19 protein-coding genes are annotated in these 14311 nt (G+C 64.9%); 14 read left to right on the top strand and 5 right to left on the bottom strand.

What is annotated here, in order from left to right; all coding sequences use genetic code 11:
- Positions 1–15: 15 nt before the first annotated feature.
- Positions 16–315: an ArsR/SmtB family transcription factor gene (locus P6U31_RS13565; protein WP_407189842.1), complete on the bottom strand. Its 300-nt coding sequence runs from the start codon at positions 313–315 to the stop codon at positions 16–18.
- A gap of 116 nt (positions 316–431) precedes the next feature.
- Here P6U31_RS13565 and P6U31_RS13560 point away from each other — a divergent pair, with 116 nt between their 5' ends.
- The 5 genes from P6U31_RS13560 (at position 432) to P6U31_RS13540 (ending at position 5195) form a co-directional block, all read left to right on the top strand.
- Positions 432–1718: an NAD(P)/FAD-dependent oxidoreductase gene (locus P6U31_RS13560; protein ID WP_407188946.1), complete on the top strand. Its 1287-nt coding sequence runs from the start codon at positions 432–434 to the stop codon at positions 1716–1718.
- Entirely contained in the window at positions 1715–2158 is a 444-nt protein-coding gene (trxC, locus tag P6U31_RS13555) for a thioredoxin TrxC (RefSeq protein ID WP_407188945.1), read from the top strand. Before P6U31_RS13560 ends, trxC begins: the two co-directional genes overlap by 4 nt.
- A gap of 24 nt (positions 2159–2182) precedes the next feature.
- Positions 2183–2386 (top strand): DUF2892 domain-containing protein, encoded by a 204-nt coding sequence (locus P6U31_RS13550; protein ID WP_028181089.1) that lies wholly within the window; start codon positions 2183–2185, stop codon positions 2384–2386.
- A 39-nt stretch (positions 2387–2425) separates the two neighbouring features.
- Positions 2426–3865: a cytochrome c oxidase accessory protein CcoG gene (ccoG, locus tag P6U31_RS13545; RefSeq protein ID WP_407188944.1), complete on the top strand. Its 1440-nt coding sequence runs from the start codon at positions 2426–2428 to the stop codon at positions 3863–3865.
- Between the two features lie 160 nt (positions 3866–4025).
- Entirely contained in the window at positions 4026–5195 is a 1170-nt protein-coding gene (locus P6U31_RS13540; RefSeq protein WP_407188943.1) for a GNAT family N-acetyltransferase, read from the top strand.
- A 6-nt stretch (positions 5196–5201) separates the two neighbouring features.
- Here the strand turns inward: P6U31_RS13540 and P6U31_RS13535 are convergent, their stop codons facing one another.
- Together P6U31_RS13535 and P6U31_RS13530 are read right to left on the bottom strand one after the other, a co-directional pair.
- A complete protein-coding gene (locus tag P6U31_RS13535) occupies positions 5202–5867 on the bottom strand; it encodes a DsbA family oxidoreductase (RefSeq protein ID WP_407188942.1) in 666 nt (221 codons plus the stop codon).
- Positions 5868–5934: 67 nt separating this feature from the next.
- The gene (locus P6U31_RS13530) at positions 5935–6756 is read right to left on the bottom strand and encodes a helix-turn-helix domain-containing protein (protein WP_407188941.1); all 822 of its coding nucleotides are present in this window, start codon (positions 6754–6756) and stop codon (positions 5935–5937) included.
- 101 nt (positions 6757–6857) lie between these two features.
- On the opposite strand from P6U31_RS13530, the gene P6U31_RS13525 reads away from it, so the two are divergent.
- Together P6U31_RS13525 and P6U31_RS13520 are read left to right on the top strand one after the other, a co-directional pair.
- Positions 6858–7088 carry a hypothetical protein gene (locus P6U31_RS13525; protein ID WP_407188940.1) on the top strand — a complete coding sequence of 77 codons (231 nt, stop codon included), beginning with the start codon at positions 6858–6860 and terminating at the stop codon, positions 7086–7088.
- A 38-nt stretch (positions 7089–7126) separates the two neighbouring features.
- Positions 7127–7525 carry a hypothetical protein gene (locus P6U31_RS13520; RefSeq protein ID WP_407188939.1) on the top strand — a complete coding sequence of 133 codons (399 nt, stop codon included), beginning with the start codon at positions 7127–7129 and terminating at the stop codon, positions 7523–7525.
- Between the two features lie 131 nt (positions 7526–7656).
- Here the strand turns inward: P6U31_RS13520 and P6U31_RS13515 are convergent, their stop codons facing one another.
- On the bottom strand, positions 7657–8220 hold the full coding sequence (locus P6U31_RS13515) for an SET domain-containing protein (RefSeq protein WP_407188938.1): 564 nt from the start codon (positions 8218–8220) through the stop codon (positions 7657–7659).
- Positions 8221–8383: 163 nt separating this feature from the next.
- Here P6U31_RS13515 and P6U31_RS13510 point away from each other — a divergent pair, with 163 nt between their 5' ends.
- A complete protein-coding gene (locus P6U31_RS13510) occupies positions 8384–8989 on the top strand; it encodes a hypothetical protein (RefSeq protein ID WP_407189841.1) in 606 nt (201 codons plus the stop codon).
- Positions 8990–9012: 23 nt separating this feature from the next.
- Here P6U31_RS13510 and P6U31_RS13505 read toward each other — a convergent pair whose 3' ends face one another.
- Entirely contained in the window at positions 9013–9741 is a 729-nt protein-coding gene (locus tag P6U31_RS13505; protein WP_407188937.1) for a TetR/AcrR family transcriptional regulator, read from the bottom strand.
- Positions 9742–9847: 106 nt separating this feature from the next.
- Between P6U31_RS13505 and P6U31_RS13500 the strand changes: the two genes are divergently transcribed.
- The 6 genes from P6U31_RS13500 (at position 9848) to P6U31_RS13475 (ending at position 14136) form a co-directional block, all read left to right on the top strand.
- On the top strand, positions 9848–11245 hold the full coding sequence (locus P6U31_RS13500; RefSeq protein WP_407188936.1) for a carotenoid oxygenase family protein: 1398 nt from the start codon (positions 9848–9850) through the stop codon (positions 11243–11245).
- A gap of 72 nt (positions 11246–11317) precedes the next feature.
- Positions 11318–11581, top strand: coding sequence for a hypothetical protein (locus tag P6U31_RS13495; protein ID WP_407188935.1), 264 nt, complete (start codon positions 11318–11320; stop codon positions 11579–11581).
- A gap of 75 nt (positions 11582–11656) precedes the next feature.
- Entirely contained in the window at positions 11657–12232 is a 576-nt protein-coding gene (locus P6U31_RS13490; RefSeq protein WP_407188934.1) for a hypothetical protein, read from the top strand.
- A gap of 12 nt (positions 12233–12244) precedes the next feature.
- Complete coding sequence (locus P6U31_RS13485; protein WP_407188933.1) at positions 12245–12799, top strand: inner membrane-spanning protein YciB; 555 nt, start codon at positions 12245–12247, stop codon at positions 12797–12799.
- A gap of 104 nt (positions 12800–12903) precedes the next feature.
- Positions 12904–13200: a hypothetical protein gene (locus P6U31_RS13480; protein ID WP_407188932.1), complete on the top strand. Its 297-nt coding sequence runs from the start codon at positions 12904–12906 to the stop codon at positions 13198–13200.
- A gap of 15 nt (positions 13201–13215) precedes the next feature.
- The gene (locus P6U31_RS13475) at positions 13216–14136 is read left to right on the top strand and encodes an SH3 domain-containing protein (RefSeq protein WP_407188931.1); all 921 of its coding nucleotides are present in this window, start codon (positions 13216–13218) and stop codon (positions 14134–14136) included.
- Positions 14137–14311 lie beyond the last annotated feature (175 nt).

Raw genomic sequence — 14311 nt, 5'->3', positions numbered from 1 at the left:
AAGCGCTCCTAGGGTTCATTTGGTCCTGGCGGGCTTTGGCGCGCAGAATGCCTGATAGAGCGTCTTCAGCACCTCGCGCGCCGGCTCGCTGGCGATCGAATAGAAGATCGTCTGCGCCTCACGCCGAGCGGACACCAGGCCATCCTTGCGAAGGAGCGCAAGATGTTGCGACACGGTGGAGTCCCGCAGGTTCAGGAACTCGGCAAGTTCGCCAACCGAGCGCTCGCCATCGATCAGCTGGCAGATGATCAGCAGGCGATGCCGATTGGCGAGCGCCTTCAGCAACTCGCTCGCCTGATCCGCCGCCCGCTCCATAATTTCGGAATTTATGTTCATACTTGCGTATATACGAAATTACGAATATATCGTCAAGCACCTGCACGACGGCCGGAACTGAACCGGCGGAGCAGCCTGGTCCAACGGAGGTACCCATGGCGGAAGTTGTAATTATCGGAGCCGGTCTGAGCGGAACGCTGATGGCCTATGAATTGCTGCCCCAGTTGAGAAAGGACGATCACCTCAGCGTCATATCGCAAGGCGCCGTCTATCATTTCGTCCCATCAAATCCCTGGGTCGCGGTCGGCTGGCGCAAGCGCGAAGATATCGAGATCAATCTCGCGGACGTGATGAAGCGCAAGGGCGCGCGGCTGTTGACGCAAGGCGCAAAGCGCGTCCACCCGACCGAAAACCGGATCGAGCTCGGCGACGGCACGTCGATTGACTATGACTATCTGGTCGTCGCGACCGGGCCTGAACTTGCATTCGACGAAATCCCCGGCCTCGGGCCGCAAGGTCATACCCAGTCGATCTGCCATGTCGATCACGCCGCGCACGCCCGTGAAGCCTTCGAGAAGCTCGCGGCCAATCCCGGCCCGGTCGTGATCGGAGCCGTTCAGGGCGCCTCCTGCTTCGGCCCGGCCTACGAATTCCTCTTCATCCTCGAGACCGAGCTGCGCCGGCGCAAGCTGCGCGACCGGGTCCCGATGACGTTTGTCACCTCGGAGCCCTATATCGGCCATCTCGGTCTCGACGGTGTCGGGGACACCAAGGGTCTCCTGGAAAGCGAGATGCGCGAGAAGCACATCAAGTGGATCACCAACGCCCGCATCGACAACGTCGCCCCCGGCGTGATGACGTTGGAGGAGTTCTCCGACAGCGGCACGTCCCGCAAGGCTCATGAGCTGCCATTCGCCTACTCCATGATGCTGCCCGCCTTTCGCGGTGTCGAGGCGGTGCGCGGCATCGAGAAGCTGACCAATCCGCGCGGCTTCGTCATCGTCGACAAGCATCAGCAGAACCCCTCCTTCCCCAATGTCTTTGCTGTCGGTGTCTGCGTGGCGATCGCGCCGGTTGGCGCGACGCCGGTGCCGGTCGGCGTTCCCAAGACCGGCTTCATGATCGAATCCATGGTGACGGCGACCGCGATCAACATCGGCGCGCTGCTCCGTGGTAAGGAGCCGACGGCGCAGCCGACCTGGAACGCGATCTGCCTCGCCGATTTCGGCGACTCCGGGGTCGCCTTCCTGGCGCAGCCGCAGATTCCGCCGCGCAACGTCAATTGGTCCTCCAAGGGCGAATGGGTGCACTTCGCCAAGGTCGCCTTCGAAAAATACTTCCTGCGCAAGATGCGGCGCGGCGAGAGCGAGCCGTTCTACGAGCGCTTCCTGCTCGACAGGCTGAATATCGCCAAGATCAAGGAGGTCCGAACCGGCACATGAGCACGACACGCCAGATCGTCTGCGGACGCTGCGGCCGCATCAACCGCCTGCCCGCCGAGCGCGCAGCGGAAGGTGCGCGCTGCGGCGCCTGCCACCAGCCGATGTTCACCGGCCAGCCGATCGAGGTGGACGAAGCAGCCTTCGCTCGCCATGTCGCCAGCAACGATATTCCCGTGCTCGTCGACGTCTGGGCGCCGTGGTGCGGACCCTGCCGCGCCATGGCACCGATGTTCGACCGCGCGGCGCAACAGCTTGAGCCCGGCGTGCGGCTCCTGAAGCTGAATTCGGACAATGCTTCCGCATTGTCGTCGCGGCTCAACATCAGCGGCATTCCGACGCTGCTGCTGATGCGCGGCGGCCGCGAGATCGCGCGCCAATCCGGCGCGATGGATACGCGCAGCATCATCGCCTGGACCGAAGCCAACCTGACCCGTTCGTAGCGTTGCAAACAAGAGGAGCCTACCATGAATGTCGACAAAGCCGTTCTCGCCTTTGCGGGATTCGTCGTTCTGCTCGGTCTCGCACTGGGCACCTATGTGAATGCGTATTGGTACCTGCTGACGGCCTTTGCCGGCCTGAACATGTTGCAGGCCTCGTTCACGGGCTTCTGCCCGGCAGCGATCGTGTTCAGGAAGCTCGGCCTGAGCAGCGGCTGCGCGTTCTCCTGAACGCGCGCGGATGCAGTTTGTGATGCAGGGGAATTTGCCATGACCGACGACACCTTCATCGAAGGGCCTCTCTACGAGAAGCGCAGGAAGGTCTATCCGCAGTCGGTGCACGGGCCGTTCCGCCGCATCAAATGGACGATCCTCTGCGTAACGCTCGGGATCTATTACCTCCTGCCGTTCGCGCGCTGGAATCGCGGACCCGGCCTGCCCGACCAGGCCGTGCTGATCGACCTGCCGCATCGGCGGTTCTACTTCTTCTTCATCGAGCTGTGGCCGCAGGAGGTCTATTATTTCACCGGCCTTCTGATACTCGCCGCGATGATTCTGTTCTTGATGAACGCGGTCGCGGGACGGCTGTGGTGCGGCTACATGTGCCCGCAGACGGTATGGACCGACCTGTTCTATGCCGTCGAACGCTGGGTCGAAGGCGACCGGCGCGAGCGCATGCAGGGCGACAAGCGCTACTGGACCTTTGGCCACATCCGAAAGGTCGCGCTGAAGCACTTTCTCTGGATCATGATCGCCTGGTGGACCGGAGGCGCCTGGGTGCTCTACTTCGACGATGCGCCGACGCTGGTGAGGGAGCTCGCCACCTTTCAGGCCCCGTTCATCGCCTATCTCTGGATCGGCATTCTCACCGCCACGACCTACGTCTTCGCCGGCCACGCCCGCGAGCAGATGTGCATTTACATGTGCCCTTGGCCGCGCATCCAGGCGGCCCTGACCGACGAATGGGCGCTCAACGTCACCTATCGCCGCGACCGCGGCGAGCCGCGCATGTCGGTGAAGAAGGCCGATGCGGCGCGCGCTCATGGCGATGTCGCCGGCGACTGCGTCGACTGCCACCAGTGCATCAATGTCTGCCCCACCGGGGTCGACATCCGCAACGGCATCCAGCTCGGCTGCATTCAGTGCGGCCTGTGCATCGACGCCTGCGACAACGTCATGCACGAGATCGGCCGGCCCAAGGGCCTGATCGGCTACGACACCGACATCAACATGCAGCGCCGGCGCGAGGGCAAACCGCCGCTCTATCGCATCATCCGCCCGCGCACGCTGATTTACACGGCAGCGATCGCGATCGTTGGAAGCATCATGCTCTACACGCTCGCCACCCGCGCGACCATGGACGTCAACGTGCTGCACGAGCGCAATCCGCTGTTCGTTCAGCTCTCGGATGGCGGCGTGCGCAACGACTATACCGTGCGCATTCTCAACAAGAGCGTACAGCGATCGTTCGCGCTGGAGCTCTCGGGCCTGCCGGGCGCGACCCTGCGCGTCGCCGGCGTCGAGGCGGGACCCGACGGTAAGCCGATCATCGAGGTCGGGCAGGATCAGACCCGCGAGGTCAGGCTGTCGGTCCAGGTCGGCCGAGCCGACCTGCCGAAGACCTCGCGCGACATCGACATTGCCATCACCGATATCGTGGGAGGTGGACGGGCGAGCGCCCGCGACCATTTCGTCCCGGGTGAGCAATAGCATCCGCGTTGGAGCATCTGGCGGCCAGCCTCCGGATGCTCAACGAGACGTTAACACTACGACTCGAATTGAAGTGGCGCCCCAACGGTATTTTCCATTCTTTGCGCTAAGGATGCCTGCGTAACACGGGCTCAGCCCGCGTGATTGGGGACGACGGGACGTGGCCGACATCGCGCAGCAGGCGGCGATCAATCCGGCATCGGCACGGAATGCCGGAGCTGCGCATGCGCTCGTCCCGCTGACGGCGATCGACCCCGGCCAGTGGCGCGCCCTCGCGCAGCGGGCGATCGAGCCGAACGGATATTACCTGCCCGCCTGGGAGCTCGCCGTCAGCGCCACGGCGCGGGGCCGCACCAAAGCCTCGGCATTGGCCGCATTCGACGGCTCCTCGCCGCGGTTGATCGGGCTGATGCCGGTAATCTCGCTATGGCGGGCCTGGAAGATTCCTCTGCCCGCGCTGGTGAGCGCGCACCCCTACGGCACGCTGTGTAGCCCGCTGATCGACCGCGACGGCTCGATCGAGGCAGCCACGCAATTGTTGCAGCAGGCGCGTCAGGCCGGCGCGCATGCGCTCGTGCTGAACGACGTCGCGCTCGACGGCGCTGCGATGAAGGTGCTCAAGCAGGTCATGGAGCGCGACGGCCTGACGCCGCGCGTCCTTTCGTCCTACATCCGCGCCAGCCTCGATGCGACGCAGGATGACGAAACGCTGCTGCGCGACGCGCTCGGCGCCAAGAAGCTCAAGGAGCTGCGCCGCCAGCGTCATCGGCTCGAAGAGCATGGTCCTGTTACGTTCGAGGTCGCGCGCCGACCTGACGAGATCGGGGCCGCGCTCGAAACATTCCTGCAGCTCGAAGCCAGCGGCTGGAAAGGCAAGCGCGGCACCGCGCTGGTCCAGCATGCGGGCGATGCCGCCTTCATTCGCCGCGCCGTGCCGGCGCTGGCGGAGACCGCGCAGTGCGAGATGATCATGCTTCGCGCCGGCGCGACGCCGATTGCGGCCGGCATCGTGCTGCGCCATCAGGATCGCGCCTTCTTCTTCAAGCTCGGCATCGACGAGCGCTTTGCAAGATATTCGCCGGGCGTGCAGCTCACGCTCGATCTCACCCGTCACCTCTGCGCCGATCCCGCCATCGCCAGCGCAGATTCCACCGCGAGCGCCGACCATCCCATGATCAACCGGATCTGGCGGGGGCGCTTTGCGATCGGTGACGTGGTGATCCCGCTCCGGCGGCACGATCCTGTCGTGGCGCTCGTTCACGGCGCGCTGGTCGGTCTCAATGCCGCGCATGAGGCCGCGCGAAGCGTGGTTCGACGGCTCCGCAAATGAGCGACGCTACTCCGCCGCTTGCGCGTTGATCTCCGCCGAGACCTGGCGGATGGCGCGCGCGAGAAGGTTCGGGTCCTGCGCGCCGGAGACGGCGTATTTCTGTGCGAACACATAGGTCGGCACGCCGGAGATGCCCTTCTCGGCGGCTTCCTGCGCATCCGCCGAGACGCGCGCGACGTCCTCGTCGGTGGCGAGGCGCTTGCGCACGTCCTCGCCATCGAGACCGATATCGGCGGCCGCCTGCACCAGCACGTTCACATCGGTGAGATCGCCGCCGTCGCGGAAATAGAGCTCCATCAGGCGCTGCTTCATCTCGGGCGCCTTGCCGATCGCGTCCGCCCACAGGATGAGGCGATGGCAATCGGTCGTGTTGGGCTGGCGCGCGACCAGCTCGGGCTTGTAGACGAGGCCCTCCTCGGTGGCGGCCGCAACGACGCGCCCGGCAATACCCTTATAGGCCTCGACCGAGCCGAACTTCTGGGTGAGATAGGCCTCGCGGCTGATACCCTCGCGCGGCACCCAGGGATTGAGGAAGAACGGGCGGAAGTTGAGCTTGACCGGAACGTCCGGAACGAGCGCCAGCGCGCTTTCGATCCGGTGCTTGCCGATATAGCACCAGGGGCAAACCACATCGGAGACGACGTCGATCTGGAGCGGTTTCAGCGTGCTCATGTCAGGCGCCTCCTTGGCGGTAAAGGTTGGCCCAAAGATAAGCCGAACCCGCCCCGAGGCAAGGGCGCTATGTCATGGCTGCCGCCATCCGCTTCAGCCGTTCCGCGGTGCGCTCGTCCGCCGGGAAGAACGTCTCCAGCGCCAGCTCCGACAGCGTGATGTCGACAGGCGTGCCGAACACCATGGTGGTGGAGAAGAAGCTCAAGATCTCGCCCTCGTGGCGCAGCTTGAAAGGGATGGCGACATTATCGCTCGACAGCGGCCCCGCGCGCGCCGGGATCGGGTAGCTCTTGAGATCGCCATAGAGCTTGATCAATTCGGGATCGGCCGTCGCCTCGCATTGCCGGTGCAGCCGCTCCAGCAGGTGCCCGCACCATTCCGCGAGGTTGACCGTGCGCGATGCCAGCGCCTCGGGGTGAAAGGCGAGCCGCAGCACGTTGAAGGGCTGGCCGAGCAGATGCGGCGGAATGCCATCGAGCAGCGGCGCCACCATGCGGTTGGCCGACACCAGGTTCCAATGCCTGTCCACCGCGAGCGCCGGATTGGGTTCATGCGCCCTGAGCACGAGGTCGATCGCCTGGCGGGCTGATTTCAAGGCGGGATCCTCCAGCGGGCGCTGCTGGAATGCCGGCGCATAGCCGGCAGCGACCAGCAGCACGTTGCGTTCGCGCAAGGGCACATCCAGCCGCTCGGCGAGCCGCAGCACCATGTCGCGCGAGGGCGCGGCACGGCCGGTCTCGACGAAGCTCAGGTGACGCGCCGAGATTTCGGCCTCGCCCGCAAGATCGAGCTGGCTCATGCGGCGGCGCTGCCGCCATTCGCGCAGATGGTCGCCGATATGGACCGGCTGGCTGCGTTCGGACCGTGCCGTGGATGCATGTGCGTTCATGAGCAGAAACGTAGCACGCAGATTTCGGCCCTTCCATTACCAGCGAGGTAATCGAATTGGCCCGCGGGCCGGCGCATCTTTGGCTGCAACGGGAGATGATCATGATCGCGCTGCTGCTCTACCGGACCGTCGCCGACCACCTTGTTCCCTGGGCCATGGCCTTCGCAACGCGGATGCTGGCACGCAGCCTCAACATGCCGGAGCCGCTGGTGCATTCGACCGGCGATTACGTGGTCGCACAGGTCATCGCCTTCGAGCACGGCGTCGGCAGAAGCCTCTGTCCGTTCCGCCTCGCCCGCCTGCTCCGCGCCTGGTGGCGCGGACGGCACTGAGTTTCACCCCGAGCCCACCCCAACCATGGAGACCCCCGATGATCGATGCTTCCACCTTCCTGCGCCGCGCGCTGCTCGCTGATGCCCTTTTCAGCGGCGTCGCCGCGCTCGGCTTCAGCTTCGGCGCCGGACCGTTCGCGACGCTGTTCAACCTGCCCGAAGCGCTATTGCGCGAGACCGGGCTGTTCCTGATCGCCTATACCGCCCTGGTCGGCTGGCTCGCTTCGCGCGCCACGGTGGCGAAACCGTTGGTCCTGCTGGTCGTGATCGGCAATGCGGCCTGGACCGTCGGCAGCATCGCGCTGCTGCTCTCCGGCGCGGTGTCGCCGAATATCGCCGGCGAGCTGATGGTCGTCGCGCAGGCGATCGCCACCGGCGTGTTTGCCGAGCTGCAATATGTGGGATTGCGGAGGAGTGGGCGCGTGGCGGCGGCGTGAAGGCCAGTTCGACGGTCATTCCGGGCTGGTGCATGAGCACCAAACCCGGAATCTCGAGATTCCGGGTTCGATGCTGCGCATTGCCCCGGAATGACTGCTTCTTGCCGGAGCGACTGCTTTTTGGATCGTTGCTACGCCCGCGCGCGACCGTTCGCCTTGCCAACGGCGTGGCCGTTGAGCTTCTTCTTTTTGGTGGACTTGTTGGCCGGGCTCGTGCCCCCCGCCTTCTTGGCCTTGCGGGCCTTCGCCTTGGCGGCTTCCGCCCGCGCCTCGGCACGCAGCTTCTTGCGCTTCTTCTCGCAGGAGTCGCATTTGCAGCCGATCGGCTTCAGATAGGCTTTGAAATAGTCGGTGCCGTAATCGTAGTTGATCTCGTCGCCCGGCTCGATGTCCTTGATGGCCCGAATGAAGACCTTGCGCTCGCGCGGACGGACGTCGGACTCGGCGTTGGGCCGGCAGGAATGGTTGATGTAGCGGGCGAGGTTCTTGCGGACCGAACCGTCGATGGTCCAGCGGCCGTTGAGCTCGAACAGATATTTGTTCTCGATCTCGTCCTGCTCGGGAATCCGTGAATCCAGGATCGGTCCGAAATAGCGGATGATCCGGGTGCCCTTTTTGATCGGCTTGGTGGCGAAGAGGCCGAGCCCGGTCTTGGAGCGGCCGACGCGATAGGGTTTGTTTGAGGTGGCTGGCATGATCGAGAAAATGAGGACGCAAACGAGGCTGGAGGAGCCCAAGCGAAGCCGCTCTTCTAGAACGATTCCGCGCCGCTGTCAGGTCTATCCCGCCCCAGTTTGAACCTTGCCCACAATGAAGACGTCTGATGGAAGGAAGTTCCAATACCATCAAAGCCTCATGATGAGCCGCATCACCAGCATAGGCCTCGCCGTCCTGATGATTTGCATCGGCCTGAACAGCGCCGCCGCTCAATCCATGGGCAGCACCTACACCTCGACGGCGGCAAAGGACTGCCGCCAGATCGGCAAGCCCAGCGAGCTCGACGGCAGCACCACGCGGGTATGCAAGGGCAAGGACGGGCTCGTGGTGCTGATCGCAGAGGACGATCTTCGCGAAATCGTCTCGGTCGGCCGCAATCGCAGGGCTGCCGCCGAGGAACCGGCGGCCAAGGTCTGGTTCGCCCCATTCAATTCATCGGAGACCACGATCGAATGGCGCGCGGCCGGCACGAAGCCGTTTGCGATCATCCAGCGCTGGCACATCGCCGACGACAGCGATCCCGACAAGCAGGGACGGCCGAACACCAAGGCCATGCTGGTCGTGACCCGGCTACCACCCGGCCCGGTTTGCCACGTCGCCTATGTCGATGCGATCGCCAATCCCACCGCCAATGAGCTTGCGCGCAAGGCCGCGGACGATTTCGCCCGCAGCTTCGCGTGCGACAAGGACGAGGTGAAGATCATTGGCACGCGCGGACGCGCCGTCGAGCTGGCGACAATGCGGTAGCGCGTTTTCGGGCTCAACGGCTGCTAAACGGGAGGCTTCGTGCTGGCGGGCGCGGTCAGCATGGCCTCGAGCAGCCGTTCGGCTGTCATCCCCTCGGGCAACCGCTCCAGAATATCCTTGAGACGTCCGTCGAGCAGCAGCATGGTGAAGCCGTGCACCATCGACCAGGCGCGCGCGATCGCGGCGCCCTGGTTCAGCGTCAGCGCATCGCCGCTGATCTGCTCCTGCCGCATCATGCCGACCGCATTGGCAAGTCCCGCGAACGAGGCCTCAGCCGCCTCGTGCAGCGACGGCCGTGAATAATCCAGCCGCTCGGTGCGGAACATGATGCCATACATGCCGGGATGCGCCTGCGCATAGGCGACATAGGCCTTCGGCCGCGCCAGCGCGCGCTCGAGCGGAGTCGTGGCGGCGTCGGAAGACGAGGCCATCGCGGCGTTGAACTGGCGGAAGCCCACGGCCGCGAGCTCGCTGAGGAGGCCGGTGAGATCGCCGAAATGATGGGTGGGGGCGGCATGCGAGACGCCGGCCTCGCGCGCCACCGCACGCAACGTCAGCCCGGCGAGGCCGTCGCGCTCCAGCACGCGCTCGGCGGCCTGGAGCAGCGCCTCGCGCAAGGCGCCGTGATGGTACGGCGTCTCGGTCTTCGCGCTCGTCGCGCGGCGTGAACTGCGCGATGCCGCGGTCGAAATCGTTCGTCTGGGAGCACGCGAGCGTCGCGCCGTTTCGCTCTTGGTGTCGGTCTTGGCCATTTGCAAGCTATATGACGCAATATTGACAGTGTAAAGATTTCACTTGACGAAAGCCGCAATCGGGCCTATTCGATCTTTACGATGTAAAGATCGGGGAGGATTCGCCGTGCAGCATGACGCCATGGCCGAGCGCCGCAGCAATATCGCCCCGATCCCGTTCGAGGCGGATGCGCCCTTCCTGACGATCGTCGGCGAGTTGCCACGCGACCTAAACGGAACGCTCTATCGCAACGGTCCCAATCCGCAATTCGCTTCGCCCGGCGCCCATTGGTTCGTCGGCGACGGCATGCTGCACGCTTTCCATCTCGAGAACGGCCGCGCCAGCTACCGCAACCGATGGGTCCGCACGCCGAAATGGCTGGCCGAGCACGATGCCGGCCGCGCCTTGTTCGGCGGTTTCGGCCGCAAGCTGCCGGATGCTCCGGCTGATCTCACCGACGGCGGCGTCGCCAATACCAATATCATCTTCCATGCCGGCAAGCTGCTCGCGCTGGAAGAGGCGCATCTGCCGACCGAGATCGAGCCGGGCACGCTGGCGACGCGCGGCTATCACAACTATCACGGTCGCATCGCGGGCAGCTTCACCGCGCATCCGAAGATCGATCCCGCCACCGGCGAGCTCGTGTTCTTCGGCTACAACGCCGCAGGTCCGTTGACCCCTGCCCTCTCCTACGGATCGATCGACGCCTCCGGCAAGGCGACGCGCTTCGAACGGTTCGAGGCGCCCTATGCCAGCATGGTGCACGATTTCATCGTCACCGCGAACCATGTGCTGTTTCCGATCCTGCCCATCACCGGCAGCATGGAGCGCGCAATGAGCGGACGGCCGCCCTACGCCTGGGAGCCGGACAAGGGCGCCTATGTCGGCGTGATGAAGCGCAGCGGCAGCGCGGAGGACATCGTCTGGTTCCGCGGTGAAGCCTGCTACGTGTTCCACATCATGAATGCGTGGGAAGAGGACAGCCGCATCGTCGCCGACGTCATGCAGTTCGAGGAAGCGCCGCTGTTTCCGCACCCCGATGGACGACCGACCGATCCGGAGAAGTCGCGCGCCCGCCACTGCCGCTGGACGTTCGACCTCGCAGGCAATACCGACCGCTTTCAGCAGACTTACCTCGACGATCTCACCGGCGAATTTCCGCGCATCGACGATCGCCGCGCCGGGCTCAGAAACCGTCACGGCTGGTACGCCTGCGCCAATCCAAAGCTGCCGATGTTCGGTGCGCTCTCCGGCGTCGTCCATGTCGACGGCAACGGCAGGCGGCTCGGCCATTATTTGCTGCCCGCCGGCGACACCATCTCCGAGCCGGTGTTCGTCGAGCGATCGAAGGATGCGACTGAGGGCGATGGCTGGCTGCTCGCCGTGGTCTGGCGCGCGCGAGAGAACCGCAGCGACCTCGCGGTATTCAATGCCAGAGATGTCGAAGCCGGCCCCGTGGCGCTGGTGCAGCTCGGCCATCGCGTGCCGGATGGCTTTCACGGCAATTGGGTGGGTGCGCAGTAGCGGCTGTCACTCCAGGGCGCCTCCTTTGCGCTCGAAGACACAGCACGGATGGACCACCGAAGAGGCCCTCGCATGCAGATGCACTCACTGACCACAGACATCCTCGCCGTCCTCGCGCTGATCTGCGCCGTAGCTGCCGTTCAGATGATCCGGTTGCGGCGCAGCGGGGAAGTCATCTTCAACGGCGGCATCCTGCTCGCCCTCGGCCTCGCTATCGCCTGCGCGCTGCCGATCCTATCGCGCCTGCCCTGGGCGGAATTCGCCGAGGAGGCGTCCGATCAAGCCCTTGCAGCAATTCAACTTTTACATGTCGCTTACGTCATTTTGACACTGTAAAGATTTCGCTTGACCCGCCGCCGGTCCGGAGTTATTCATCTTTACAACGTAAAGATCGGCCTTACCGAGGCGGCCATGACGATTTTCCTGATCCTCGCGCCCTACGGCGTTTACACTGTGCTGATGCTGGTGACCTCGGCCACCTCAAGCGTGTTCGCGGCCTCCGCGATCTGCCTCGGCACCATCGCAATCGATGTCGCGCGTGGCCGCTCGGTGAAGACCCTCGCTGCAGGCTCGGCGGCCGTGTTCGCCGCAATCGGGCTCTACCTCGCCCTGCTCGATCCGCAGCTCGGCACGCTCGGCGTCAAGCTGTCGGTTGACATCGGCATCTTCGTGATCTCGCTCGGCTCAATGCTGGTCCGCCGTCCCTTCACGCTGCAATATGCGCTGGAAGCGGTGCCGGCCGAGACCGCGGCGATGCCAGGCTTTCTCCATGCCAATTACGTCATCACCGGCGCCTGGACCGTGGCCGCGCTGCTGATGGCGGCCGCCAATCTCGTGCTGCTCTACCTCCCCGGCCTGCCGCTCTGGTTCAGCCTTGCGGTCGCCTTCGCCGCCCGCAACAGCGCGATTTACTTCACAAAATGGTATCCCGAGTATCGCCAGATCAAGTACGGTACCCCGGCCGGCGCATTGCCCGACGCCCGCTGAACAGGATTGACGATGAAGGACGTATTCGCCCGCCTCGCCTCCGATCTCTTTTCCGCCATCCTCTTCCTGGTCATCTACCTCGTCACCGACAACGTCATCCTGGCGACATCGGTGGCGGTTGCCGGCGCGATCGCGCAGGTGATCTACGCCCGCGTCAAGGGCCAGAAACTCAACTACATGACCTATGCGAGCCTCGCGCTCGTCGTCGGCCTGGGCGCGATCACCCTGCTGACCAATGATCCTCGCTTCATGATGGCCAAGCCTTCGATCGCGCATTTTGCGATCGGCCTCATCATGCTCAAGCGCGGCTGGATGCTGCGCTACATGCCGCCGATCGTCGTCGAGACCGTTCCGGAATATGTGACGGTCGCGGGCTATGCCTGGGCGGTGCTGATGTTCGTGATCGGCGCCGGCATGATCGCGGTCGCCTCAACCGGCGATCTGAAGCTGTGGGCGTTCTATCTCACGGTGGTCGCCGGCGGCGCCAAGATCCTAGCCTTTGCCGTGCAGTACGTCGTTCTGAGGCTCATCGTCACCAGCCGCCGGCGCGCCGCCGCTCGCGCCTGATTGGCTGATCGCAGGGTTAGGCAGGAGCTACGAGTTGGGCTATAGCCTCGCTCAGGACGGCCGCGGATCGTCGCGGTCCGCCGGGATTTGTTGGGGAGACGGGAATGGCCGTAGACGGCAACTGGAATCTGACCATGACGACGCCGATGGGCGAGCGCCAGGCGACGCTGAGCCTGAAGGCCGCGGGCGGCACGCTGACGGGCACGCAGGGTGCGGAAGGTAATACCGCCGAGATTTTCGACGGCACCGTCTCCGGCGACAACGTCTCCTGGAAGGTCTCGATCGACAAGCCGATGCCACTCACGCTCGAATTCAACGGCACCGTCTCCGGCGACAGCATCAGTGGCGAGATGGGCATCGGCCCGATGGGCAGCTTCCCGTTCACAGGCGCCCGCGCGTAAGGCTGCGCGGCCACCATGCGCGTGCTCCGTCTCGTCGCGGCAACGCTATTGTCTGTCGCGACACAAGCCGCGGGCGCGGACGACAGCGAGCCGGCGTGGCGCGCAAGCGCGCTCGCCATGGTGCCGGCCGGCTATGTCGCCGGCCTCGCCTACCGGACCGAAGGCTCGACCGGCTACCTCGCCGTTTATCCCGCAACATCGAACGATCCGAAGACTCCGGCCAGCGTGTTTGCTGCGCGTCAGGTCCTCGTCGTCACGCTGACGCCGGACGCAACGCGCGCGGTGTCGGCCGAGATCAAGCCGCGAGCTGCGCCGGATCCCGACGACGACGACACCGATTTCGCCAAGCTGCACGCCGAACTGGCCGCAAAGCGCGTAAGCCTGCCCGAGGGCACCGAGCCCTGCGATCTGGGCGCCTGGTCGATCGACAAGGATCCTGATGGCCTCAACGTGCGCGCCGAACCCTCGGTGAAAGCGCGCGTGCTCGGCATGCTGCCGCCGCCCTATCGCCTCAAGCTCGGCGGCGCCGAGAACACGCCCGAGGGTGGCTGGCTCACCGAATTCCGCATCATCGGCTTCAGGGACGGCTGGTTCCTGATCGAAGGCGCGAAGCCGCCGGGCAAGGACTACGAGGACGAGAAGCGATATCCGCGCAGCGCGCCAAAGCCCTATGCGGGACGCGGCTGGGTCGCCTCGAACAAGGTCGGCGCAAATTACGCCAACGGCGCCACGCGGGCGGGCGGACTGTTTCAGGCGCCCTTCACCGATGCCAAATGGATGCCGGCCCAACGCGAGCTCGGCGGCCCGATCGACGGCGACGGCGGACCGAAGCGGCTTCTTGCCTGCAGCGGGTATTGGGGGCTCGTCGAGAGCCACGACGGCGTCCGCGGCTGGTGGCGCGCGCTGTGCTCCAACCAGGTCACGACTTGCAGCTAAGTATTCTCCGTCGCCACGGGAAGCGGCAGAGCAATAGCGCTTTGTGAGTCCCGAGCGCGCGCCTCGTCCTTCGAGCCGACCGCTTCGCGGTCCCTCAGGATGAGGCTAAGCAGCATCGGCGCTCGTTGAAACGCCAGCCGCGTGATCGGTCCTCATCCTGAGGGCCCGCCAGCGG

The organism is Bradyrhizobium centrosematis, from assembly GCF_045571495.1.
Classification (GTDB): domain Bacteria; phylum Pseudomonadota; class Alphaproteobacteria; order Rhizobiales; family Xanthobacteraceae; genus Bradyrhizobium; species Bradyrhizobium centrosematis.
This window is presented reverse-complemented; position numbering and strand designations above follow the sequence as displayed.

Coding starts and splice junctions, on each gene's coding strand:
- P6U31_RS13560 (WP_407188946.1), top strand. CDS start 432: ATGGCGGAAGTTGTAATTATCGGAGCCGGTCTGAGCGGAACGCTGATG.
- P6U31_RS13525 (WP_407188940.1), top strand. CDS start 6,858: ATGATCGCGCTGCTGCTCTACCGGACCGTCGCCGACCACCTTGTTCCC.
- P6U31_RS13510 (WP_407189841.1), top strand. CDS start 8,384: ATGAGCCGCATCACCAGCATAGGCCTCGCCGTCCTGATGATTTGCATC.
- P6U31_RS13515 (WP_407188938.1), bottom strand. CDS start 8,220: ATGCCAGCCACCTCAAACAAACCCTATCGCGTCGGCCGCTCCAAGACC.
- P6U31_RS13565 (WP_407189842.1), bottom strand. CDS start 315: ATGGAGCGGGCGGCGGATCAGGCGAGCGAGTTGCTGAAGGCGCTCGCC.
- P6U31_RS13550 (WP_028181089.1), top strand. CDS start 2,183: ATGAATGTCGACAAAGCCGTTCTCGCCTTTGCGGGATTCGTCGTTCTG.
- P6U31_RS13485 (WP_407188933.1), top strand. CDS start 12,245: ATGAAGGACGTATTCGCCCGCCTCGCCTCCGATCTCTTTTCCGCCATC.
- P6U31_RS13495 (WP_407188935.1), top strand. CDS start 11,318: ATGCAGATGCACTCACTGACCACAGACATCCTCGCCGTCCTCGCGCTG.
- ccoG (WP_407188944.1), top strand. CDS start 2,426: ATGACCGACGACACCTTCATCGAAGGGCCTCTCTACGAGAAGCGCAGG.
- P6U31_RS13480 (WP_407188932.1), top strand. CDS start 12,904: ATGGCCGTAGACGGCAACTGGAATCTGACCATGACGACGCCGATGGGC.
- P6U31_RS13520 (WP_407188939.1), top strand. CDS start 7,127: ATGATCGATGCTTCCACCTTCCTGCGCCGCGCGCTGCTCGCTGATGCC.
- P6U31_RS13475 (WP_407188931.1), top strand. CDS start 13,216: ATGCGCGTGCTCCGTCTCGTCGCGGCAACGCTATTGTCTGTCGCGACA.
- P6U31_RS13535 (WP_407188942.1), bottom strand. CDS start 5,867: ATGAGCACGCTGAAACCGCTCCAGATCGACGTCGTCTCCGATGTGGTT.
- trxC (WP_407188945.1), top strand. CDS start 1,715: ATGAGCACGACACGCCAGATCGTCTGCGGACGCTGCGGCCGCATCAAC.
- P6U31_RS13490 (WP_407188934.1), top strand. CDS start 11,657: ATGACGATTTTCCTGATCCTCGCGCCCTACGGCGTTTACACTGTGCTG.
- P6U31_RS13530 (WP_407188941.1), bottom strand. CDS start 6,756: ATGAACGCACATGCATCCACGGCACGGTCCGAACGCAGCCAGCCGGTC.
- P6U31_RS13505 (WP_407188937.1), bottom strand. CDS start 9,741: ATGGCCAAGACCGACACCAAGAGCGAAACGGCGCGACGCTCGCGTGCT.